The 21,219-nt window shown below is 73.2% G+C and carries 18 protein-coding genes; 6 read left to right on the top strand and 12 right to left on the bottom strand.

Annotated features, from left to right (window positions below):
* Positions 1-98: 98 nt before the first annotated feature.
* Positions 99-1,583: a glycoside hydrolase family 3 protein gene (locus AB1460_RS17995; protein ID WP_368962677.1), complete on the bottom strand. Its 1,485-nt coding sequence runs from the start codon at positions 1,581-1,583 to the stop codon at positions 99-101.
* A gap of 155 nt (positions 1,584-1,738) precedes the next feature.
* Here AB1460_RS17995 and AB1460_RS17990 point away from each other — a divergent pair, with 155 nt between their 5' ends.
* Together AB1460_RS17990 and AB1460_RS17985 are read left to right on the top strand one after the other, a co-directional pair.
* Positions 1,739-3,643, top strand: a complete 1,905-nt coding sequence (locus AB1460_RS17990; RefSeq protein ID WP_368962675.1) for a class I SAM-dependent methyltransferase — start codon at positions 1,739-1,741, stop codon at positions 3,641-3,643.
* Positions 3,644-3,780: 137 nt separating this feature from the next.
* On the top strand, positions 3,781-4,701 hold the full coding sequence (locus AB1460_RS17985) for a L,D-transpeptidase (RefSeq protein WP_368962674.1): 921 nt from the start codon (positions 3,781-3,783) through the stop codon (positions 4,699-4,701).
* Between the two features lie 15 nt (positions 4,702-4,716).
* On the opposite strand, the gene AB1460_RS17980 is transcribed toward AB1460_RS17985, so the two are convergent.
* Both AB1460_RS17980 and AB1460_RS17975 read right to left on the bottom strand, forming a co-directional pair.
* On the bottom strand, positions 4,717-5,748 hold the full coding sequence (locus tag AB1460_RS17980; protein WP_368962672.1) for a M48 family metalloprotease: 1,032 nt from the start codon (positions 5,746-5,748) through the stop codon (positions 4,717-4,719).
* 8 nt (positions 5,749-5,756) lie between these two features.
* Positions 5,757-6,206: a BlaI/MecI/CopY family transcriptional regulator gene (locus tag AB1460_RS17975; RefSeq protein WP_368962670.1), complete on the bottom strand. Its 450-nt coding sequence runs from the start codon at positions 6,204-6,206 to the stop codon at positions 5,757-5,759.
* A 298-nt stretch (positions 6,207-6,504) separates the two neighbouring features.
* Between AB1460_RS17975 and AB1460_RS17970 the strand changes: the two genes are divergently transcribed.
* Entirely contained in the window at positions 6,505-6,912 is a 408-nt protein-coding gene (locus AB1460_RS17970; RefSeq protein WP_071084577.1) for a TOBE domain-containing protein, read from the top strand.
* Between the two features lie 88 nt (positions 6,913-7,000).
* Here AB1460_RS17970 and AB1460_RS17965 read toward each other — a convergent pair whose 3' ends face one another.
* Both AB1460_RS17965 and AB1460_RS17960 read right to left on the bottom strand, forming a co-directional pair.
* Entirely contained in the window at positions 7,001-7,969 is a 969-nt protein-coding gene (locus tag AB1460_RS17965) for a dihydroorotate dehydrogenase (protein ID WP_368962668.1), read from the bottom strand.
* A complete protein-coding gene (locus tag AB1460_RS17960; protein ID WP_368962667.1) occupies positions 7,966-9,642 on the bottom strand; it encodes an MFS transporter in 1,677 nt (558 codons plus the stop codon). Before AB1460_RS17960 ends, AB1460_RS17965 begins: the two co-directional genes overlap by 4 nt.
* A gap of 143 nt (positions 9,643-9,785) precedes the next feature.
* Here AB1460_RS17960 and AB1460_RS17955 point away from each other — a divergent pair, with 143 nt between their 5' ends.
* A complete protein-coding gene (locus AB1460_RS17955) occupies positions 9,786-10,514 on the top strand; it encodes a TetR/AcrR family transcriptional regulator (RefSeq protein WP_368962666.1) in 729 nt (242 codons plus the stop codon).
* A gap of 101 nt (positions 10,515-10,615) precedes the next feature.
* Entirely contained in the window at positions 10,616-11,023 is a 408-nt protein-coding gene (locus AB1460_RS17950) for a DUF962 domain-containing protein (protein WP_368962664.1), read from the top strand.
* A 57-nt stretch (positions 11,024-11,080) separates the two neighbouring features.
* Here the strand turns inward: AB1460_RS17950 and AB1460_RS17945 are convergent, their stop codons facing one another.
* From AB1460_RS17945 to AB1460_RS17930, 4 genes are all read right to left on the bottom strand, one after another.
* Positions 11,081-13,840 carry an ATP-binding cassette domain-containing protein gene (locus AB1460_RS17945; protein WP_368962663.1) on the bottom strand — a complete coding sequence of 920 codons (2,760 nt, stop codon included), beginning with the start codon at positions 13,838-13,840 and terminating at the stop codon, positions 11,081-11,083.
* Positions 13,841-13,989: 149 nt separating this feature from the next.
* Positions 13,990-14,856, bottom strand: a complete 867-nt coding sequence (locus AB1460_RS17940) for a DUF1206 domain-containing protein (RefSeq protein ID WP_368962661.1) — start codon at positions 14,854-14,856, stop codon at positions 13,990-13,992.
* Between the two features lie 142 nt (positions 14,857-14,998).
* Complete coding sequence (locus AB1460_RS17935) at positions 14,999-15,718, bottom strand: RibD family protein (protein ID WP_368962660.1); 720 nt, start codon at positions 15,716-15,718, stop codon at positions 14,999-15,001.
* Positions 15,687-16,136, bottom strand: coding sequence for a hypothetical protein (locus AB1460_RS17930; protein ID WP_368962659.1), 450 nt, complete (start codon positions 16,134-16,136; stop codon positions 15,687-15,689). Before AB1460_RS17930 ends, AB1460_RS17935 begins: the two co-directional genes overlap by 32 nt.
* Before the next feature lie 77 nt (positions 16,137-16,213).
* Between AB1460_RS17930 and AB1460_RS17925 the strand changes: the two genes are divergently transcribed.
* The gene (locus AB1460_RS17925) at positions 16,214-17,113 is read left to right on the top strand and encodes an exodeoxyribonuclease III (RefSeq protein ID WP_368962658.1); all 900 of its coding nucleotides are present in this window, start codon (positions 16,214-16,216) and stop codon (positions 17,111-17,113) included.
* A gap of 146 nt (positions 17,114-17,259) precedes the next feature.
* Here AB1460_RS17925 and AB1460_RS17920 read toward each other — a convergent pair whose 3' ends face one another.
* The 3 genes from AB1460_RS17920 to AB1460_RS17910 form a co-directional block, all read right to left on the bottom strand.
* The gene (locus AB1460_RS17920) at positions 17,260-17,850 is read right to left on the bottom strand and encodes an Hsp20/alpha crystallin family protein (RefSeq protein WP_368962657.1); all 591 of its coding nucleotides are present in this window, start codon (positions 17,848-17,850) and stop codon (positions 17,260-17,262) included.
* Positions 17,851-18,431: 581 nt separating this feature from the next.
* Positions 18,432-19,184: a DUF4230 domain-containing protein gene (locus AB1460_RS17915; RefSeq protein WP_368962681.1), complete on the bottom strand. Its 753-nt coding sequence runs from the start codon at positions 19,182-19,184 to the stop codon at positions 18,432-18,434.
* 92 nt (positions 19,185-19,276) lie between these two features.
* Positions 19,277-21,058 carry a PP2C family protein-serine/threonine phosphatase gene (locus tag AB1460_RS17910; protein WP_368962656.1) on the bottom strand — a complete coding sequence of 594 codons (1,782 nt, stop codon included), beginning with the start codon at positions 21,056-21,058 and terminating at the stop codon, positions 19,277-19,279.
* Positions 21,059-21,219 lie beyond the last annotated feature (161 nt).

Raw genomic sequence — 21,219 nt, 5'->3', positions numbered from 1 at the left:
GTTGGGGGAGGTGGTGGTGCTTGTATGTTTTTTGTATTGCGTGGTCGGTGGTCTACGTGGCGCTGCAGTGGTGCGTGGGTGGGAGTCGTCAGAGGTGTCTAGGCGAGGGGCAGCAGGTCGCAGGCCGGCTGGTCGAGCAGGGTGATTGCTCGGGCGGCGATCGCCTCGGCGGCCGCGGTGCGAGCCTGTGGGGTGCCGGGGGCGGTGGGGGTGCTGTGGGCCAGCCGCCACTTGAGGCGCAGCAGGCGGCGTACGGAGGCGTCGACGCGATCGGGGGTGACCGCGCCGGAGCGCACGGCGGAGACCACGGCGTCGCGGGCCTGGACGACGTCCGGCGGCATCAACAGCATGTCCACGCCGGCCTGGATGGCTCGCACGGCCGCCGTGGCCGGAGAGTTGTGGTCGGTGATCGCGGCCATGTTGAGCGCGTCGGTGATGATGATGCCGTCGTAGCCGAGATCGTGACGGAGCAGGCCGTCGACCACCGCCCGGGACAGCGGCGCGGGGGCATCACGGTCGAGCGCGGGGACGTTCAGGTGGCCGATCATGACCATGGGGGTGTCGGCGGCGATCGCGGCGCGGAAGGGCGGCAGGTCGACGGCGTCCAGGGCCGCGCGGTCGCGGGTGATCGTCGGCAGCGCGACATGGCTGTCCACCGACGTGGCGCCGTGGCCGGGGAAGTGCTTCGCGGCCGCCGCCACGCCGGCCTGGCGGTATCCGTTGATGGCGGCCGCGGTGAACCTCCCGACGGCGCCGGGGTCGTCACCGAACGACCGTTCGCCGATCACCGGGTTCGCGGGGTCGCTGTTGACGTCCGCGTCCGGCGCGAAGTTGACGTTGATGCCGAGGGCACGCAGGTCGGTGCCGGTGATGCGCGCCGCCTCACGGGCGTCGTCCGGACGACCCGTGGCGCCCTGGGCCATCTGGCTGGGCAGCAGGGTCACGCCGTCACGGACCCGCAGGACCGGACCCTGTTCCTGGTCCGTGGCGATCAGCAGGGGCACTGCGGCCGCGGCGCGCAGGTCGGCAGACAGGCCTGTGACCTGGGCCGGGTCGACTATGTTGTCCGGCAGGGCGCCCGGGCCTGTCCCGCCGGCGTCGAAGTAGATCACCCCGCCCAGGCTGTGGGCGGCGACTGCCTCGGCCGCCGTGGCGACACCGGAGGTTCGCCGGTTGCCGGCCATCGCGGTCGGGTCCCGGTCCGATCCGGAGGTCCCGAACACGTAGCCCATGATCATTTGACCGACGCGCTGCTCCAGCGACAGCCCGGCGAGGGTGGCCTCGACCCAGCGGCTCTCCTCGGGGGACGCCTCGACCGGAAGGCCCCCCGGGCCGCCCGCGGCGAGGGCACCGCGGTCGGCGGCCTGACCGGTCGGCGTTCCGTCGCCAGGGCGCTCGCGGCCCGGCTGACCGGCGCCGGAGGTCTCCGGGGCCCTGGAATCCGCGCCGGCCGACGGCCCGAGGCGATCGGAGGCGACGTCATCAGAACCGCGCCCCCGATTGACCACAGCGAACAGTGTGATCCCGGCCAGCACAGCTGCCACGACCACGATGACCAGGCCCGCAGGCCGTATACGCCGCACATTCCACCTCCTGCCCGCCGCCGGTTCGGATACCGGTGCGAACGGTATCCACGCCACTCATTACGTCCTCGCGGTGGGGCCCGCGCGAACCGTCGCGGTGCAGGCATACCGTGCCGGTCAGGCTGATCCCGTCGGTCTTTCGTCCAGGAGGCGTCATGACGGAAAAACCCAGCATCCGCCGCGCGTGGTTGCCGATCGCGGCCTGCGTCGGCATCGGTGCCAATGGTCTGCGGCTGCGCGCCCGGGTCCGGGCGCTGCCCGTGATCGGGCCCGCCGGGCGACCCGTGCATCCCTCGCACCGGTTCCTGCTCGCCGAGGGCGTCCACCTTGACGAGGCACAGCGGCGGGCGGCGAGCGCCTACGCGCGGCGGGAGGGTCTCACCGTCCTGGACCTGGTGCCGTCCACGATGGCGGCGCACGAGTTGCTGGATCTGGCCCGCATGGTCGATCCCGAGCAGTACCGGACGCAGCGCCTCGCCCCGGGGCGAGGCGCCTACCACGCGCTGCTGGTCGACCAGGAGGTGCTCGACCGCTCCGGCCTGGCTCTCGCCCGGCCCGACCGCGCGGAGCTCGCCGCCGCGACGACCACGCTGAAACTGCACGCACCGGCGGCGACCGGCGTGGCGATCCTGCCGGGGCTTGCCGCCGCACCCGCACAGGGCGGCAGGGCGCAGGGCGGCACCACGCAGGACGACGCGCCGCGGTCCGGCAAGGCGACACCCCGGAACGGGCGGGACCGGATCGCTGTCCAGTTCGCCGCCCTGCCCTGGGACCCAGCGCTGCCGTTCCTTCCGCTCGTGCGGGATCTGGCCGTCGGCGCCGGCGCGACCGCTGCCCCGGCCTGGGCTCTCGGCGCCGCACTGCTCTCCTGGCTGCAGCCGGCGGTGGTCGGTGCGGGGCGGATCCGCGTCCCGGCGCCGGAACTCCTGCGCAGCCCGCTCACCCGCCGGCAGCCGATGGCCCGCTTCCTCACTTCGCCGCTCACGGCGGCCAGCGCGCCGCGGCCGGGGCCACCGGCCACCGATCCCGCCGCGCTGGCGGCGAAGCGGCACCAGTACCGCGCCGATCTCGCCACCGGCGTCGACCGGTTCCTGGAGGCTCCGTCCGCGGCGTGCCCCTGGTGCGGCGGCACCGACCTTTCCCTCGCTCTGACCGGGTCGGATTCCGTGCAGGCCAAGCCGGGAGTCTTCCGGTACGACCGGTGCGGCGACTGCGGCCACCTGTTCCAGAACCCGCGGCTGACCCTCGAGGGGCTCGAGTTCTACTACCGCGACGTCTACTCCGGCCTCGGCGCGGCGCTGATCGAGGAGCTGTTCCGCCGCAACACCGACATCTACCTGGCCCGGGCCCGCCTCGACATCCCCGCGCCGCGGCGCTGGCTCGACGTCGGCGGCGGCTTCGGCCACTTCTGCGCGGCCGCGCGCGAGGTCTGGCCGGGGACCTCCTTCGACGGCCTGGACATCGGCGAGAGCATCAACCTGGCCGGGCGCCGCGGCTGGGTCGATCATGTGCACCAGGGCCGCCTGCCGGACCTGGCCGCGGAGCTGAGCGGCCGTTACGACGTCGTCAGCATGTTCCACTACCTGGAGCACACCCGGGACCCGCGGGAGGAGCTGCACGCGGCCGCGCGCACCCTCGCGCCGGGCGGGCACCTGATCATCGAGGTACCGAACCCGCAGTGCCCCGCCGGCCGCTGGTTCGGCGCGTACTGGCCAGGCTGGTTCGTGCCCCAGCACCAGCACCTCATTCCGGCCGACAACCTGGTCCACGCTCTCGACGAGGCGGGCCTCAAGGTCCTCGACGTCTGCTTCGGCGGGGCGCACCAGGGTGGCGACGCGCCGATCGCCCTGTGGGGAGCGTGGCAGCGGGCCGCTCCGTCCCCGGCGCTGCCCTGGCAGGAGGTCGCGAACCCCGCGGTGGCTCGCGCCCGACGGGTGCTCACGGGAGTGGCCATGGGGGCGGCGATGCCGGCGGCGGTCGCCTGGGATGCCGCCAGCCGCCGCTACATGACGGGCGACCGGCGGTCGAACGCCTACCGGGTGCTGGCCTGCCTGCGCTAGCGCAGTGACTCGGGCGTCGGCCGGGAGCCGTACGCGCCGTGGCGGCCTGCGCATGATCGAGCACCTCCAACGGCTACCCTGAGTAACGAGCGTGACCGTAGGTAGGCGGGGCGCGCCGGGCACGCCTCGGGGGTGGCATGACCGTGGACCGGTTTCAGGGCTCGGTTCCCCGCTCCCCGTGCCAGCGCGGGCGGGCGCCGGGTGCGGATACGGGGCGGCCGCCCGGCATCGTCCCCGGCGGGCTGCCACCTCGCAGGCGGGCGCTGGCGCGGAGGATGGGGCCGGCCGGGGCACTGGTGCTGGTCGGTGCGCTGGTGCTGGTCGGTGCCCTGCTGGGCGGTTGCGGAGGGCCGGGGGACGGCTCCGACCGTGGCCCGAGCCCTGATCCGCGACCGGGCCCGAGCGCCTCCCCCGCCGGCGTGCCCACGGGTGACGATCCGGGTCTGGCGCTGCCGGCCGGCTGGAGCTGGGTCGCCTACGCGGACGTCCCTCGACTGGCGGTCTTCGGGAACCGGGGCGATGCCCAGCCAGGGTGGACCCTGGCCAACCCGAACCCGCGCGGGGTCCCGCTGGTCCTCGGTGTCGAGGAACGCCAGCCTGACTGGCTGCGGGTCAAGGTTCCCGTGCGGCCGAACAACACCATCGGCTGGGTCCGGACGGCCGACGTCAGGATGACGACGACGCCGTTCGAGCTGCAGGTTGACCGTTCCGAGCACCGCCTGACCGTCTTCCGGGACGGTTCGGTTCTCACGAAGCTCCCGGTCGGCATCGGCACTGGCGCTACGCCGACCCCCGCCGGCACCTTCTACCTGACCGAGCTGTTGCGCCCGGCAGATCCAGGTGGCCCCTGGGGACCGTTCGCCTATGGCCTGTCCGGATTCTCCGATGTGATCACCGAGTTCAACGGGGCCGAGGGGATCATCGGGCTGCACGGCACCAACCGCCCGGACCTGGTCGGTTCGGACGTCAGCCTGGGATGCATCCGGCTGCGCAACGAGGATCTGCTGCGCCTGGTGGACCTTCTCCCGCTCGGCACGCCGGTGACCATCGTCGGCTGACCGCCACCGCCGGCCCTACGAGTCGCCGGCATCGAAGACCCGCCGGTAGGGCAGGTCCATCAGCGCCTCGACGGCCACTCCGCAGGACGCCGCGGCGAGAGCCGCCGGCAGCGCGACCAGCATCAGCCTCTTCCGCCGCTGCGGAGCTGCGAGCAAAGCCGCAACCCGCCGCGGTACAGGCCCGGGCCTCGGGCCCCGGCCGGGTGCGCCCGCTCTCAGCTTCGCCGGGCGTGCCGCTCGCGTGCGCCCGGGCAGCAGGGGCCCGCGCCGGCGCCCGCCGCGCCCCGGTGCCGGATGGCCAGGCGCGTCTGACACGTCCTCCGTGGCCGGTACGGCCTGCGCGGTCGCGGCGAGCGCGGCGGTGCCGACGACGTGGGCCACCGAGTGGCGGTCGCCGACGTCCTCCGCCGCCTGCTCATCCGCCCAGCGCTCGATGGCGTAGTCGACCAGGGTGACCATCGGTCGCAGGGTGGGCAGCGCGGCCGCGGCGAGCCGGGCGGCGAAGGCGAAGAGGTGGTGCCGCCCGGTCAGGTGGGCACGCTCGTGCGCGAACAACGCCTGCTGCCGGCCCGCTCCGACCGCCGTGAGCATTCCTTCGGTGACCACGATGCGCCCGGGGAGGCCGGGAAGCGCGAACGCGTCGGCGCGACCATCCGGCAACACGACGATCTCGGTGCCGCCGGGCAGCGCCGAGGCTTCCCGCCGCGCCGCGTGCACCGAGCCACGCTGCGACCGGCCGGTCACCATGGCCGACAGGACCGCGACCGCGCCCAGCAACAGGCACGTCCAGGACAGCCATCGGGGCAGTGATGCGGCAGGCCAGGACGCCGCCGTCACCGGCTCGTCCAGGATGCCCGCGATACCGGCCACCGCCGGCATCCCGAACACGAACAGGCTCAGCGTGCCCGCCGTGGCGAACAGGCCGGCTGCCGCGGTGAACCCGAGGACCGCTGCCTTGGGGGGCAGCAGGTCGACAAGTATGCGGCACGCGACCGCGCCGGCCGCCGGAGCGAGCACAAGCGAGACGAGCAGCTGGTCGACGGCCACAGGTGTCCTTACCGGTGCTGTTCGAAGTCGGGTGCCGCGCCGCTTCCCTCGCCGCCGCGGCCCGGCACCACGCCACCGTCCGGCGCCACGGGCGCGGAGGCGAGCAGGTCACGAACGAGTGCCTCGTCGGTCGGTGAGAGCGCGGCGATGAAGTGGGTCAGGGCACGCCGATGATCGGCCTGCCCGGTGAGCAGGCGGTTCATTCGCCAGGCGACCAGGGTGGCCGGATCGCCAGGTGACGAGTAGAGGTAGCCGCGGCCGTGCCTGCGCCGCGTGACCACACCCTTGGTGTGAAGCCGGGTAAGGGTCGTGACCACGGCGCTGTAGGAAAGCCGGGCCACATCGGGCAACAGGTCACGCACCTCACCGGGCGAGAGCTCGCCAGAACGGTGCAGAACACCCAGCACCTGCTCCTCCAGCTGCCCGGGTGAGCGTCGCCGGTGGACCTGCTGGGTCACCGGCGTTTCCGAATCCTCATGCATCAGACTGGCCCCCCCGGGCAAACTCCGGGAAGTCGGGACGTCTCCGTCCGCGCTCCGCCTCCACGTCGAACACGATACGAGCCGATATCGCACAGTCCCGCGCATGGGCCGTACGGGACACGGACGGTTCACACACGACATCCGCGCATCGACGGTCACCGACCCGCGTTGACCAGCCAGGACAGGCCGCAGTGGGCGCAGGACGGCAGACCCCGCGGAGCGGCCACGGACACGGTGGAACGCGGGTGGTGTTGCGGGCGGATATGGTGCCGGCATGTCGACCTTCAGAATCAGCGAGGTCGCCGGGCTGCTCGGCGTCAGCGACGACACGGTGCGCCGGTGGGCGGATGGCGGCCGCCTCCCCACCGTGCGCGACGGCGCCGGGCGGCAGGCCGTCGAAGGAGCCGTACTGGCGCAGTTCGCCATCGACATGGCAGGCGAGCTGCCGCTGAGTTCTCCCGCCATCGTCGGCGCCTCGGCCCGCAACCGGTTCCCCGGCATCGTCACCAGGGTGCGCCGTGACGATGTCATGGCCCAGGTCGAGATCCAGTCCGGCCGGCACCGGGTGGTCTCACTGATGAGCCGGGAGGCCGCGGACGAGCTCGGCCTCGAACCGGGTGTCCTCGCCGTCGGCACGGTCAAGGCGACCAACGTCGTCATCGAGCTGCCCGAACGGCACTGACCGGCGCTGACCGGCGCTGACGGCATCGCCACGGCCGACCGGCCGACTGGCCTGCCGGCCGGGCTGCGGTACGCGGCGGACGACCGGTTCAGACCGCGGAAGGCGCAGCGGTCTCCACCGCGCCGCCCGCGTCGATCCAGCCGCTGAGAATGTCGCCGAACACGGTCGGGTCCTCTCCCCTGTTCCAGAACGCGGTCGCGCTCTGCACCGCCAGCGCGCCGGCGGCCAGGTAGTCGACCACGTCACGGCCGGTCAGGACACCGCCCACCCCGACGACATCCACCTGCCCCGGCAGCAGCCGGCGCAGCTGGCGCACCTGGCCGAGGCCGACCGGTCGCAGGGCCGCCCCGCTCAGGCCGGCCAGTCCGACGTCCAGCACCGGCCGGCGCCGGTCGTCGAGGACGAGCGCGTTGGGGAACGTGTTGACCGCCGTGACGAACCGCGGCCCGCCGGGGCCCTGCGACCGGCCACCGAGCAGCGCCGCCAGCTCCGCCAGTGCCTCGGGGTCGGAGAACGGCGAGATCTTCACCCCGTATGGCGGAGCGGGACGTTCACGACCGCTGGCCGGAGCCGCGAGCGCGCCCTCGACAGCGGCGCAGATCGCGTCGGTCTGGCCCGGGTCGAAACAGGCGATACGTTTCTGCGTCCCGCCGTCCCAGACGTTCGGGCAGGCGAGGTTGAGCTCGACGAGGTCCGCACCCGCCGCGGCGGCGAGCTGGGCGAGCTGGGCGTACTCGTCAGCGGCGAAGCCCGCCACGCTCACGACCAGCGGTTTGCCGTGCGCGTGCGCGGCCTCGACCATGGCGGGGAGCTGCTCGCGGTAGTAGTCCGCCCCGCGGTTCGGCAGGCCGAGCGCGTTGAGCGAGCAGCCGTCGCCGGACCAGTAGACCTCGCCGCTGTTGCCGGCCCGGGCGTCCCAGGTGATGGAGCCGACCACGACGGCCGCCACCGAGCTGCGGGCAAGCGCGACCACATCCTGCAGGGTCTTGCAGGTGCCGGCCGCGTTCATCACCGGGTGATCGAGCGCCACTCCGGCGAGCAGGAGCTGGCCGGTCACCGGTGCTCCTCCGGCCGTGCGGACCCGCCCACCGTCCGGACACTCCTGGCGCTACCACGCATCTGGCCAGCGTAACGGCCCTTCGTGCCGGGCCGGAGACGCAACGGCCAGCGCACCGCGCCAGCCTCCCGCACCGGGCCTGCCGAACGGGAGCGGGCCGCGGGAAGGTGCATGCCCACACCCGGCGGCGTCGTCGCCGGAACGACGGGTGCATGCACAACCGTGAGGACCCCCACCGCGCCTCGCGCGGCGGCGGCTTCCACGCCGGCGAGGTCGTCCACGCCAGCGGCGTCATCCCGGTGAAGGACACTGTCCGCGAAACCGGCGACGTCCGTCGGAACGACGGAAACTCCGCGGACCTGGTGCCACAGCACGGGCAGCACACTCGCGACCGCTGCCGCCGCGACCGCGGTGAGCAGAAACGGGAGGTGGACGTTCGCCGAGTAGAGCGCCCCGGAGGCGAGCGCCGCGACGGCCGTGGACGCAGTCTGCGTGGTCGTGAACAGGCCCTGCGCCCGGCCGGCGCCCTGCGGACCGCATTCCTGGGCCAGCAGTGACTGCGCGGACGGGAAGCTGATCGCCAGCGCGATCGCCTCCGCGCAGCAGACCATGACGATGAGCCAGAAGGACTCGATGAACGAGTAGCTGGCGACGGTGATGCCGGTGGCGACCGTCGCACCGGTCACCAGCCAACGCCGGTCGCTGTGATCAGCGAGCCAGCCGGCCGGCATCGCACACACGATGTACGGAAGGGCGAAGAGGGTGAAGCTCAGCCCGATCAGCTCGGTCGAGACGTCCCGGTCGGCCAGCAGGAGGCTCCAGCAGGTCTCGTAGGTCCCGACCGCCAGTCCGTTGACCGCCGCCACCAACAGCAGGCCGATGACGCCCGGACCCACCAGGCCGCCGAGCCGGCCCGGTGTCCGCCCGGACTGCCGCGCCCCGGAGGCCCGCGAGGAGGAGGGCGTGCCGAGAGGCGGCGACGGCGGGCGCGCCGGCTCACCGTCATGGCCGGGTGGCGGGAGGGCCCGCGGGTGGCCGTCCGGGCGGAGCAGAACGAGCGCCGGGATGGAGGCCACCGCCGCGGCCACCCCGGCGCCGAAGAAGAGCAGGTCCATCCGCTGTTCGCCGGCGAGGCCACCCAGCAGCGGGCCGATCGCGATGCCCGCGGTCTGGCCCGTGTAGACGGCGCTGACGGCTCGTCCGGTCAGACCCGGCGGCACCGTCTCCGCGACCGCGGTGAGGACCGCGACCTCGAAGGCGCCGGCGCCGGCCCCCTGCAGCGCCCGCACCACGGCGTCGGTGTGCAGCCCCGGGGAGAGGATCAGGCCGACGCAGCCGACGGCGTACAGAACGAGGCCGCCCACCAGGACCGGCCGGTGCCCCCGACCCGCGGTGAGGACACCGGCGGGGTACTGGGAAAGCAGCGACCCGACGAAGAACGCGGCCATGACGATGCCGACGCTGCTGGCCGGGACGTCGCGGTCCTCCAGGTAGAGCGGGAGCAGCGGCGCGATGGCGAAGGCCCCGCTCCACTGCAGCAGGGTGGCGACACCCAGCGCCGCGACGAGACGTCCGAGAGAGCCATGTGTCAGCGAGGCGGGTGATCCCCGCGCCGTACTTCCCATCACCGTGCCGCCCCCGTTGGCGCCGTCCCGGGCCGCCTGCTCAGGCATTCGGCCCGGATCTGACGGGTGTCCGGGCATCTGCCCGGTTGGTCCCCACGACTACTACCGTCCGTCCGGACGGTCGGTCAACCCGGGCCGACCCTCGTGCCGTCGCGGACGGCCAGCGCTGTTTGCTTGGCGGGTGGGGCACAATGGCGGTCGTGCCAGCCTCGGACCCGGCCGCTACCCGACAGCGGCTGCTCGACGCGGCCTGGCGGGTGCTCGCCCGTCACGGCGACCAGCCGTTGAGCCTGGACGCCGTGGCCCGCGAGGCCACGGTCTCCAAGGGCGGGCTGCTGCACCACTTCCCCACCCGGGCGGCGCTCATCGACGCGCTCCACGACCGGTGGAATGACGGCTTCGACACCGCGGTCACCGGCCGCGCCACGGCCGACGGCCGACCCGGCAGCCGGGCGCGCGCCTACCTCGAGGTCGGCGCCGAGGGCACCACCGCACCCGGAGAGGTGACCGCGGAGGTCGGCTTCCTGGCTGCGCTGATCGCCGAGCCCGGGCAGCTGCAGCGATTACGGGAGCGGTACGAGACGTGGCAGGAACGGCTCGTCCAGGACCGGGTCGACCCGGTCGCGGCCTCCGTCGTCCGGATGGCCGCCGACGGAATCTGGCTGGCCGACCTGCTGGGGCTGGCGCCACCGGCCGACGACCTGCGACGCCGGATGCTCGACATGCTCCGCGCGCTCGTCACCCCACCGGGCAGCACGGCCACGGCCGCGGACCCGACCACGCCCGCCCCACCGACCGCACCGGCAGCGCCAACCGCACCGACCGCACCGACCGCGACACCGTCGCCGGGTACGCCGGCCGCAGCCGACAGGCAGAGCAGTCACCGGTCGCCGCCAGCGGCCCCCCTGGCCCGCGGCTGAGTCGGGACATCACGGGCTGGAGTCCTGGCGCGGGCAGGCCCATGATGTCCGGGACGGATCCGCCGTCCGCGACGGGTCCGCGGGACACGGAGGAGCCACGGATGGCGATCGTCGACACAGGCGCGGGCCCGACTCCTGGCCGGGCGGGAGCGGCGACGGCAGCGGCCCAGCCGGCACCTCCCCCGGCCTCGGCGCCCTTCGCGGAGAAGATGGCCTTCTACCGCTCCCAGCACACCACCAGGGGTATCCGGGCGACCCACCTCTTCGGTATCCTCGGCGTGGTCTTATCCCTGCCGCTGCTCGTCGCCCGGCCGAGGGCCGGCCTGCCGCTGTTCGCGATGAGCTGGGCGCTGCAGGTCTCCGGGCACGTCGTGTTCGAGAAGAACCGGCCGGCCCTCACCCAGGGGTTCTGGACCTACCAGCTCTGCGGGCTCGCGTTCTGGTGCGAGGAGGCCGCCGAGCTCCTGCGCCGCCAGGGCCTCGGCGGCCCGGCGCGGCCTGCGCCCTGACCGCGCCCTGACCGCCGCGCTGGCGACCCCGCTCGCGCGGCTACCCGGCGCTCGCTGTCACCGCCGGGCGGGCGGCCCGGCCGACCTGGTCACCTTCGGGTCGATGCGGCGCAGCATCGCGGAGGTGAGAGCCAGCGCGGCGCCGGCGAGGAGCAGACCGATGAACACGTCGAGGATCCAGATCCCCGCGCTGTGCTCCCACAGGCCGTCCGCCGGGTCCGTCCGCAGAATCTCGTTGCCCAGCTTGGAGACCTCGTTCAGGTCGGCGGTGGATCCCAACGCGGCGAAGCCCCAGCGGGCCGGCGCGATCCACGAGATCTGCTCCATCACCGGACGCCCGACGACCGAAACCAGCCCGCTGGAAAGCACGAGCTGCGCCATCGTCACAAGCACCAGGACGGGCATCGTCTTGTCGGCGTTGTCGACGAGCGTCGAGACCAGCAGGCCGATCATCATGGAGGCCAGAGCCGCCACGATCACCGCGACCAGACATTCCAACAGCGGCGTCCCGAGCACCGAGGCCCCAGCGGGTTCCCGCCCGACCAGCCCGATCAGGGTGAAGACCACACACTGGACCGTGGTGATGGCGGTCAGCACAATGATCTTCGAGCCGAGGTAGGCGGCGCGGGACAGGCCGATCGTCCGTTCTCGGCGGTAGATGTCCCGTTCCTTGACGATCTCGCGGACCGAGTTCGCCATGCCCATGAAGCAGGCGCACAGCACCAGGACCACGAGCACCTTCATCGCGTCCGGGTTCGGTGCGTCCGGCAGCGCGTCGAGCCCGTCCGGTGCGGGGATCACCCGCGGGATGATGCCGAGCAGGAACGGGAACGCGGCGATGAGACGCAGATAGGAGCGGTCGGCCAGGACGACCCGTAGATATCTTCGGGTCAGCGTCGCGAGCTGGGAGCTGACCGGCTGCTGGCGCACGCTGGGCAGCTCGGCGGGTGCCTTGCGCACGACCGGCGCGACGATGGCCGAGGGAACGTAGTACTCGGAGGCGCGGAACCGGGCGGCGAGTTCGGTGCCGGGGATGCGCTCCAGGTCGCGGAACACCGCGGCGAACTCGCGGAAGTCCTCCTTGCCGAAGAAGCGCAGTGCGCTGTCCGCCGGGCCGAAGTACGCGACATGCCCGCCGGGGGCGAGAACCAGGATGTAGTCGCAGAGGTCGAGGAACAGCACGCTGTGCGTGACGACGATGACCGTGCGGCCGCCCTCGTCCGCCGACCCGGCACCGCCGCCCTTGGCCAGCCCCTTCAGCGTCTCCATCACCGACTGGTCGTTCGCCGGGTCGAGTCCGGAGGTGGGCTCGTCGAGGAACAGCAGGGACGGGCGGGTCAGCAGCTCCAGGGCCACCGATGTCCGCTTCTTCTGCCCGCCGGAGAGTCGGCTCACGGCCGTGTCCGCATGGGCGGTCAGCCCGAGCTCGCCGATGACCTCCTCGACCCGGGCCCGCCGCTCAGGGGCGGTGGTGTCCGCCGGGAACCGCAGCTCCGCCCCGTACTCCAGCGCCTCCCGCACCGTGAGCTGGGCGTGCAGCGGGTCGGCCTGCGGGACGTACCCGATGCGGCGGCGCAGCTCGTCGTACTCGGCGTACAGGTCACGACCGGCGTAGCGCACCGAGCCGACATCCGCGGGGCGGAAGCCGGTCAGTGCGTTGAGCAGGGTCGACTTGCCGGCGCCGCTGGGGCCGACCACGCCCAGCAGCGACCGGCCGGGCAGTCGGAAGGTCATGTCGTGCATGAGCTGCTTGGGGCCGGCGAAGACGGAGACGCCCTGCACCTCGAACGCGACGTCCCCGGAGTCGAGGTACTCGACCAGCGAGTCGCCCTCGAGCTGGTAGAGGTGATGGCCGATGGCGATGACGTCACGCTGGCCGACCGGGGCGCGCCCGATCCGCTGGCCGTTGAGGAAGGTTCCGTTGGCCGAGCCGAGGTCGACGATCTCGACACCGGACTGGCTGATCAGCAGCTCGGCGTGGTGCCGGGAGGCAAGCAGGTCGGCGACAGGAACGTCGTTGCCGCGGGAACGCCCGAGCCGGATCGTGCCGGCCCGCAGCGGGTACACCCGGCGCCGGGCGTGCACGATCGCGCTCTGCGCGGTCTGGGGCTCGATCGGCAGTGAGCCGGTACGAGGCGGCCCAGCCCCCACGGTACCGGACGGGCTCCCGCCCGCCACGGGCCCGGGCGGCGCCTGCCCCGGCATCGGGGCCGGCGGGCCGACCGGAGCGGCGGGCGCTGCCGGCGGGACCCGCCCTGCTGCCACCGTCTGCCCCCGACCGCCACCCGCGGCCGGAACCGCGCCGGGGTAGGGCGCCGGGCTCGCGGACGGTACGGGACCCGCGGGACCGGCCTGACCGGGCTGCCACGCCTGACCTGGCTGACCGAACTGACCCGGCCAACCGGGCTGACCGGGCTGACCGGGCGGTGGCGCCTGGGCCGGGGCGGGCACGCCGCCCGGCCACGCGGCGCCCGGCGGTGGGCCGGACCGGGCTGGCGGGGCGCTGCCGGGGCTGACCGTCACCGCGGGGGTGAGGACCACCTCGGGACCGTCCGCGGCTCCGAGCCGGAACCGCAGCTCCGCCGAGATGGGGGTGGTGTCGCCCATCCGGCGGCCTTCCTGCCACAGGCCGTTGGCGCTGGTGTCCCGCACCTGCCAGCCGCCGGCGACCGGCTCCAGCACCAGGTGGCTGCGGGAGACCCGACCGTCGTTGACGACGATGTCCGACGTTCGGCCGCGGCCGACCACGCATGGCGCGTCGCCCGTCAGCGTCGTCTGACCCGCCGGGGTGATCACGCTCAGCGTGGTCCGGTCCACCTGCAACTCCTCTGGCCTGCCCGCTGTGTCTGCTTCCGCCTACCCGATCACAGGGATTCTCCACCGAACCGGGACTTGTCCGGAAGGCGACCGGGTGAAAGGGCCACCACGAGGGCCGGCGGGATCGGAGGCCGGAGCCCGCGGCCGCGTCAGAGGCGCCGGTAGCGGGCCTCGACAAAGGAGTAGGCACCGAACAGGACGAGGCCGACGGCGGCGCACACCAGCAGCACCTGGCCGTAGGTCTGGTCGGCGATGGTCCGCAGCGTGCCGTCGAAGCCCTTGGCCTCGTTGGGATCGAAGTCGATCGCCGCCTTGACCACGAAGACACCGGCGAGCCCGAAGACGATCCCGCGAGCGACGTATCCCACCCGGCCGATCACACGGGCCACGCGGAGCACCGTCTGGCTCATCTCGCCGCGCTTCAGCTTCTCCTCGAACTTCGTCGTCACGCCCTTCACCAACATGCCGATGCCGACGCCGACGACAACCAGACCGACGGCGCCCACCAGCCAACGCCCGCCGGTGTGGTCCATCACCCGCGCGGTGTACGGCGCGGGCTCGCCGGAACCACCCGCGCCGGAATCAGAACCGCCCGAGGCGAGGAAGGCAATGGTGCTGCCGGTGATGGCCAGATAGATCACGCCCCGCAGAAACGACACCACCCGCTGCGCTGTGCGCTTCTTCTCGTCGCTTTCGTCACGGTGCCCGACCGCTCCCTCCAGCAGCCGCCACAGCGCATAGCCGGCGAAGCCGACGGCGACCAGAACCAGGAGCGCCGTACCGAACGGCTTGTCCGCGATCTCGCGCAGCGCGCCCGGCCGGTTCGCCTGCTCGCCCGAGCCGCCGACGGCGATCTGAACGGCAATGACACCGATCAGCACGTAGACGAGCCCGCGGGCGGCGAAACCGAGCCGTGCGGTGACGTCGACCGCACGGCTGTTCCGGGTTCGGTGGGCTGCGGACCCGCCCGCGGACGCGGCCGTGTGGCCCGCCCGGGCCACGCTGTTAACGGACACGTTCCCTCCTCGGCAATGCTGTACTGGGCACATTGCCCATACAGCGCCTGCCCGCCCGGAGGGCGACAAAACGGGTGGACGTCCCGCCGTTCGGCGACCGTCACCACAGCACGCCGCGGCGGTCACGCCGCCGCGGCGACGATCACGACATCCGATAACGCAGGAGAACCACGTCGCCGAGCTGACGGACCTCGGCGAGACGCAGCCGGTGCGCCGCGTCGAAAGGAAAGGAACCGGGCCCCACGAATGTGGGTGCCGCCGCGTCACCGACGAAGAACGGTGCCACCACGAGGTGTAGTTCGTCGACCAGACCGGCGGTGAGGAACGCCGTGTGGAGGGTCGTGCCGCCTTCCACGAGCAGCCGCCGCACGCCCCGGCCGTGCAGGTCCCGCAGGAGGCTCTCCACGACCGGGTCGACGAGGTCGACCAGCGTGGCAGCGACGCCAGGTGCTGGCAGCGCAGGTGGTGCCTGCACCTGCGCCGGGCGGGCGCGGTAGACGATCCGTTCCGCGCCGTCCAGGAAGAAGCGCGCCGCCGGATCGAGAGCTCCCTGCCCGGTCAGGACGGCGCGCAGCGGTGTCGGCGGCCGCCCCGCTGCCAGCCGGGCCGCGCGCCGGTCCGCCGAGCGGACGGCCAGGCCGGGGTTGTCCCGCCGGACGGTCCGCGCACCGACCAGGATCGCGTCGCAGCCGGCGCGGACCTCGTCCACGCGGTCGAGATCCGCCGGGCTGGACAGGACGAGGCGGTCCGGCGAGCAGTCGTCGATGCGCCCGTCGAGCGACATCGCGCAGCTCAGCAGGACGTACGGACGCCCGGCTCCGGCCGGGGCCTCAGTCGCCGCCCTGCCCGCCGTCGTCGTCACCCGCCTCCTGGTCCTCGCCGCCGCCACCATCGCCAGCACCGCCATCGCCGGCACCACCGCCGCTGCCGGCACCACCGCCGCCAACCGCACCCCCGCAGCGGTCCGCCACCCAGTCGGCGAGCTGCGCACGCGGGCTGAGCGCCGTCGGGTCCTCGGCGACCCGGCCGGCGAGATCCTTGATGTTCTGCTCGGGAGCGAGATCCCGGACGAGCAGCGCCACCAGGCGGGCCGAGTCGGGATTCTGCTGGATCTCACTCGGCTCGACCCTGATCTGCGAGCACAGGACTGTCCCCCCGGCGGCGCGGGTCTCCTCGGAGACCTGGTCGCAGCCGGTGAGACCGGCTGCGCCTGCCGCGAACGCCATGGCGACGGCGAATCTCGGTCTGCCGATCAGCTTGCTCCCCGTGGGAGCGGACATCCGCCTCATGACTCCGAGGATGTCACGCACCGGTCCGTGCGGGGATTCGTCGTAGGTGAGGACTACCGTCTGACGGTGTGCGGATCGCGACCTGGAACATCAACTCGGCCAAGGCCCGGCAGGCCCGCCTGATCGAATGGCTCGACCGGGCGAGTCCTGACGTGCTCTGCCTGCAGGAGACCAAGCTGTCGGACGACGCGTTCCTGGAGCTCTTCGACGAGGACCTGTTCCGCCGCGGCTATCGGGTCGCCCATCACGGCGACGGTCGGTGGAACGGCGTGGCGATCCTGTCCCGCGCCGGGCTGGAGGACGTGCAGCGTGGGCTGCCCGGCGATCCGGGCTTCCCGGAGCCCGAGCCGCGGGCGATCGCGGCGACCTGCGGGGGCATCCGGGTCTGGTCGCTGTACGTGCCCAACGGGCGCACCGTCGACGACCCGCACTACGCCTACAAGCTGACATGGCTGGCCGCGCTGCGTGAGGTGGTGCACGCACTGGCACCCGCGGGCCCGGTGATGACACTCGGCGATTTCAACATCGCCCCGACCGACGCCGACGTGTGGGACATCGCCGCCTTCGACGGCGCGACGCACGTGACCGAGCCGGAGCGTGCCGCCCTCGGCGCGCTGCACGACGTGGGTCTGGTCGACCTGATGCGCGCGCGGTGGCCGGCGGAGACGGTCTACACCTACTGGGACTACCGCCAGCTCTGCTTCCCCAAGAACTACGGGATGCGGATCGATCTGGCGCTGGCCACGACCGATGTCGCGACCCGCGCGCGTGCCGTCTGGGTTGACCGGGCGGCCCGCAAGGGCACCGGCACGAGCGACCACGCCCCGGTCGTGGTCGATCTGGACGAGGCACCCGACGGCGATATCGGGCCGATGGTGCCACCGCCGTCGGCCCGTGGCACCGGGTCCCGAGGTGGTTCCTCCCGCGCAGGGAGCGGCAACCGCCGCGGCGCCGGCGCCGGCGCCTGACGGGCCTTTGCCAGGCGGGTGACCAGGCCGGCGGGTGGGGTGGGGTCCCGCCCAGGGCACCAGCGGTGCCTGGGCGGGACCCCACCCGCGGGTACTTTCACCGAACCCGCGGGTGCGGGTCACCGGGCCGCGCCCGGCCCGCCGGGTCAGGAGGCGGCGTGCTCCCCGCTGCCGGTGAGCTCTGCGCCGGACCGCGAAGCCCCGGCCTGGGGCGCGGGGGCGGCGTCGGTCGCCGGCTCATCCGCTGTCGCCGGCAGCGCCGTGGCCGGGGCCGCTCCGTTGACGGGAATCCGGGTGCTGCGCGGCGCCGCAGCCGCACCGGCCAGCCGCACGGTCAGCACACCGCGGTCATAGCGGGCACTGATTGCTGTCGCGTCGACGTTCTCCGGCAGCGCGAACTCCCGGCGGAACGATCCGTGCCACCGCTCCCGGTGGACGCGCCCGTTCACCGTCTCCTCGTGCGCTGACGCGCGCTCGCCGCGGACGACGAGAGCGCCGCGGTCGATCTCCACCGTGACGTCCTTCTCGACGTCGACCCCCGGCAGCTCCAGATTGATCAGGACGTCGTCACCCGCCACCAGGACATCGGCGGAGGGCACGACGTTCTGCGGCCGGGGCGTGGCGCGCAGCGGACGCACCGAGTGTTCCCGCGAGCCCCACGAGCGCCGGACGATCTCGTTGAACTCGCGGTCCATGCGCTCGAACGCGGCGAACGGGTCCCACAGGTAGGTGCTCATTGTCGTGTGACTCCCCTCTGGGCGGTGCCTTCGCTGTGAAGCCTCTCGTTGTCTCGGCCCTACCGGCCCGCCCGAACAGTTCATGAGTCTAGGAGACTCAACCTTATGAAGGCAAGAGGACTAAGCAAGATGCATGCCTGCCTCGCACTGAACCATGCTTCGCCCTGACGCCGCTTCGCGATCGCAGACACGGCCTGCAACCGCCCCGGCCAGGCGACACGCGGCCGCGGGGACGCCAGGGTCATCCGCGTTACGGCGTGGACGTCCGGCAAACCTCACACCGCGGTGAGAAACGCCACGCCGCCGGCTCCGCGGGACGGGAGCTCGGTCGGGCGAATCCTCGACACCGGGCCGGGACAGGTGCCGTGACCTGCATGGATACGCGAAGGCCCCGCCAGGAGGTCGTTCCTGGCGGGGCCTTCACCCGTTGCCCCGGAAGTGCCGGTGCGACGGCGACGCTGCGGTCACCGGTCTGCTCCGGCGGTCACCGCTCCGCCCCGGCGGTCACCGCCCGGCGTGAGCCGTCGGCGCGCCTCCGCGCCGGTGGCCACCACGAGGCGAAGTCCTGGCGGTCCTGGCCGTCAGCGCGGGTCCGGCGCGTAGTTGACCGTGACGTCGGTGAAGCCGAGTGCACCGAGAAGCCCGCGCAGCATGGCTGTCGTGTTCGTCCTGGCGAGTTCGAGCACCTGCCCGTCAGCCTGGGCCGCCTCGGCGATCCTGCCGGCGGCCGTCCGGTAGAGCTCGGAGTCGTTCCCCTGCCCCCCGAAGAGGCCGCCGACGCGGTCCAGGGCGCCGCGCTGGCGGGCCACCACGTAGCTCCTGTCCAGGTCGAGGTTCGGGTCCGACAGGGTCGGCGCGGGCAGCGTGATGGTCACCGAGCGCCGGTCCTCCGAGACACTCACGGCGTTGTCGCCGAGCGCGCCGAAGTCCACGACGGCGTCGATGCTGCCGACACCGACGAACAGGGTGCGTTCGCCGCGCAGCGCGGAGGGGATCCAGCGGCTGTCGTCCTCGAGGTCCACGACGACCTCCATGTGGGCGCTGCCCGCGTGGTACTCACTGAGATCCTCCAGCGACCGCAGCACGACGGGTGAGCTGCGGTCGATGGTCCGCTCCTCGAACGGGTTGGGGATCGAGGGCCGCCATCCGGTGATGAGGGCGAGGCCCGACAGCACGAGAACGGCCAGCACGACGTAGGCGATCAGGCGGACCGGGCTGAAGCGCGACCGCGGGGAGCGGAAGCGCCGCGTGCCGGAAGGCTCGTCCCGCACGCTGGTACCGCCCTGCTCGGGGGCGGTCGCGCCCTTGAGCGCGGAACCGGACTCGTCAGTCATGGTGGACATGTACCCGACGAAGATTCCGTGACGCATCGGCCGCACCATCGCTCCGCCGAGAGTGCCAGTTGCCCGGTTTGCGCTGCTTTGCCTCAGCGACTCGTGCGGGCGATGACGATCGCGGTGCGGTCGTCACTCGGGCGGCCCGAGGCGTGCCGGCGGACCACCTCGAACGCGTCGTCCAGGAGCTCGGTCGGGCCGCGGTGCGCGTCCCGCAGCAGCTCGGCGACCAGGCTGTCGACGCCGAACTGCTGGTTGTCGTCGTCGCGGGCCTCCACCAGGCCGTCGGTGTAGACGAACAGGACGTCCCCCGGCTCGAGGCACAGGGTGTCGGTCCGCCACGCCCCGTCGGCGGCGACCAGGCTCGACATCATCGGCCCGGTGGAGGCCAGCAGGGTCACCTCGGTGCGCCGGCCGCCCCCCGACCCCGCACCGGTGGCAGGCTGGACGGCGTCCACGGCCGCGCCCGCCCCGGCCCGGGCAGTCGTGCTCGCGGCACCCACAGCACCCGCGGCGCTCACAGCACCCGCGGTGCCAGCAGCGCCGGCCATGGTCGCCGCGGCCGCTTCCCGCTCCGGCGGCACGGTGGTCAGGACGGCGTGGCCTCCGGTGTGATCTCCGGCGTGGCTGCCGGTTCCGAGCGCGCGTTGCGTGGCCGTGCGCCGCAGCAGCAGGACGTCGGGATGGCCGGCGTTGGCGATGCGGACCTCGCCGTTGGTCGGGTCGACCACCGCCACGACGGCGGTGGCGAACATCTCGTCCGTCTCACCGAGACTGCTGACAACCCACTCGACCGCCTGGCCGGGATCGGCACCACGGGTGAGTGCTGCGTCCAGCAGCTGCTTGAGACGCAACGCGAAGACCCCGGCGACCGCACCGTGGCCGGAGACGTCGCCGACGACGATGCCGACCCGCCCGTCAGGCAGCTGGAAGGAGTCGTACCAGTCGCCCGCGAGCTCGCCGCGCGCCGGGTCCACCCGCCCGCGGAGCAGCAGGCCCGGTGCGCGCAGGACGGACGGGGTGAGCGCGTCCCGCAGGGCCATCACCGCGGGCCCCTCCTGCGCCAGGGCCTCCCACGACCGCTCGTTCTGCCGCACCAGCTGGACGAGCTGGGCGCGCATCGCCTCGATGTTCCCACCGAGCTCGACGATCTCGGACGGCCCGACCGCCGGGATCCGGGTGTCGTAGCGCCCGGCGGCCACCGCGTTCACGGCCCGCCGGAGCGCGTCGATCGGCCGCAGCAGCCAGCGACGCAGCACGTTCATCACCGTGAAGACCACAGCGAGGATCACAACCGCAGCGCTCGCCAGCGAGCTGAGGAGCAGGACGGCGGCGCTCTCCAGCCGCCCGGACGCCGCCGTCTGCTCGGCGGCGATCGCCATCCCGAGGTCCGCCACCCGGCCGCGCAGCTCGTTGAACCGCACCCGACCGCTGGACTTCTCGATCTCCCGCGCGCCCCGCACGTCGCCGGCCTCCATCGCGGCGACCTCCGGCTCCGCGACGTCGCTGCGCCAGGCCTGGTAGGCCGTCCCGACCGCGGCGGTGTCCCTCAGCAGGTCGGGAAAGTCCGCCAGCAGCTGTTGCAGGCGGTTCATCTGCTGCGAGATGGTCCGGTCGGATTCGCTGTACGGGCCGAGGACGTTCGGCTGCTCGGTGATCAGGTAGCCGCGGACAGCGCTCTCCTGATCGACGAAGTCCGCAAGGAGCAGCGCCGTGGTCGTCGCCGCCGGGTCGAGGCGCTCACCGCGCTCGGCGGTCGCGTCGCTGGCCCGGAGCGCGGCCACGATCGCGAGCGCGAGCATCACGGCGACCGCGAGCGTCGAGACGGCGACAAGCACGCGGATGCCGCTGCGCAGGCCCGCCGACTCCCCCACGGGTCTCCCTCCGGCGCGCTGCCGCGCACATCACCACGACCACAGCAGACTCACTGTCCCTACGGGACATTGTCGTCCAGGTGGAATGACACCCCGCCATCGGCCGGCCGGAGGGCGATCTGCCGGGCCGGGCCCGCCACCAGCGATTCTGTTCCCACCCC

The sequence above is a fragment of the Parafrankia sp. FMc2 genome (assembly GCF_041008525.1).
GTDB lineage: Bacteria > Actinomycetota > Actinomycetes > Frankiales > Frankiaceae > Parafrankia.
Note: the sequence above shows the minus strand (reverse complement) of the source record. Positions and strands in the feature narration are given on the sequence as shown.

What these genes read in the sequence shown, in the direction of transcription:
- AB1460_RS17990 (WP_368962675.1), top strand. Translation starts at nt 1,739, where the DNA reads ATGACGGAAAAACCCAGCATCCGCCGCGCGTGGTTGCCGATCGCGGCC.
- AB1460_RS17930 (WP_368962659.1), bottom strand. Translation starts at nt 16,136, where the DNA reads ATGTCCGCTCCCACGGGGAGCAAGCTGATCGGCAGACCGAGATTCGCC.
- AB1460_RS17985 (WP_368962674.1), top strand. Translation starts at nt 3,781, where the DNA reads ATGACCGTGGACCGGTTTCAGGGCTCGGTTCCCCGCTCCCCGTGCCAG.
- AB1460_RS17955 (WP_368962666.1), top strand. Translation starts at nt 9,786, where the DNA reads ATGGCGGTCGTGCCAGCCTCGGACCCGGCCGCTACCCGACAGCGGCTG.
- AB1460_RS17915 (WP_368962681.1), bottom strand. Translation starts at nt 19,184, where the DNA reads ATGACTGACGAGTCCGGTTCCGCGCTCAAGGGCGCGACCGCCCCCGAG.
- AB1460_RS17960 (WP_368962667.1), bottom strand. Translation starts at nt 9,642, where the DNA reads ATGCCTGAGCAGGCGGCCCGGGACGGCGCCAACGGGGGCGGCACGGTG.
- AB1460_RS17920 (WP_368962657.1), bottom strand. Translation starts at nt 17,850, where the DNA reads ATGAGCACCTACCTGTGGGACCCGTTCGCCGCGTTCGAGCGCATGGAC.
- AB1460_RS17950 (WP_368962664.1), top strand. Translation starts at nt 10,616, where the DNA reads ATGGCGATCGTCGACACAGGCGCGGGCCCGACTCCTGGCCGGGCGGGA.
- AB1460_RS17970 (WP_071084577.1), top strand. Translation starts at nt 6,505, where the DNA reads ATGTCGACCTTCAGAATCAGCGAGGTCGCCGGGCTGCTCGGCGTCAGC.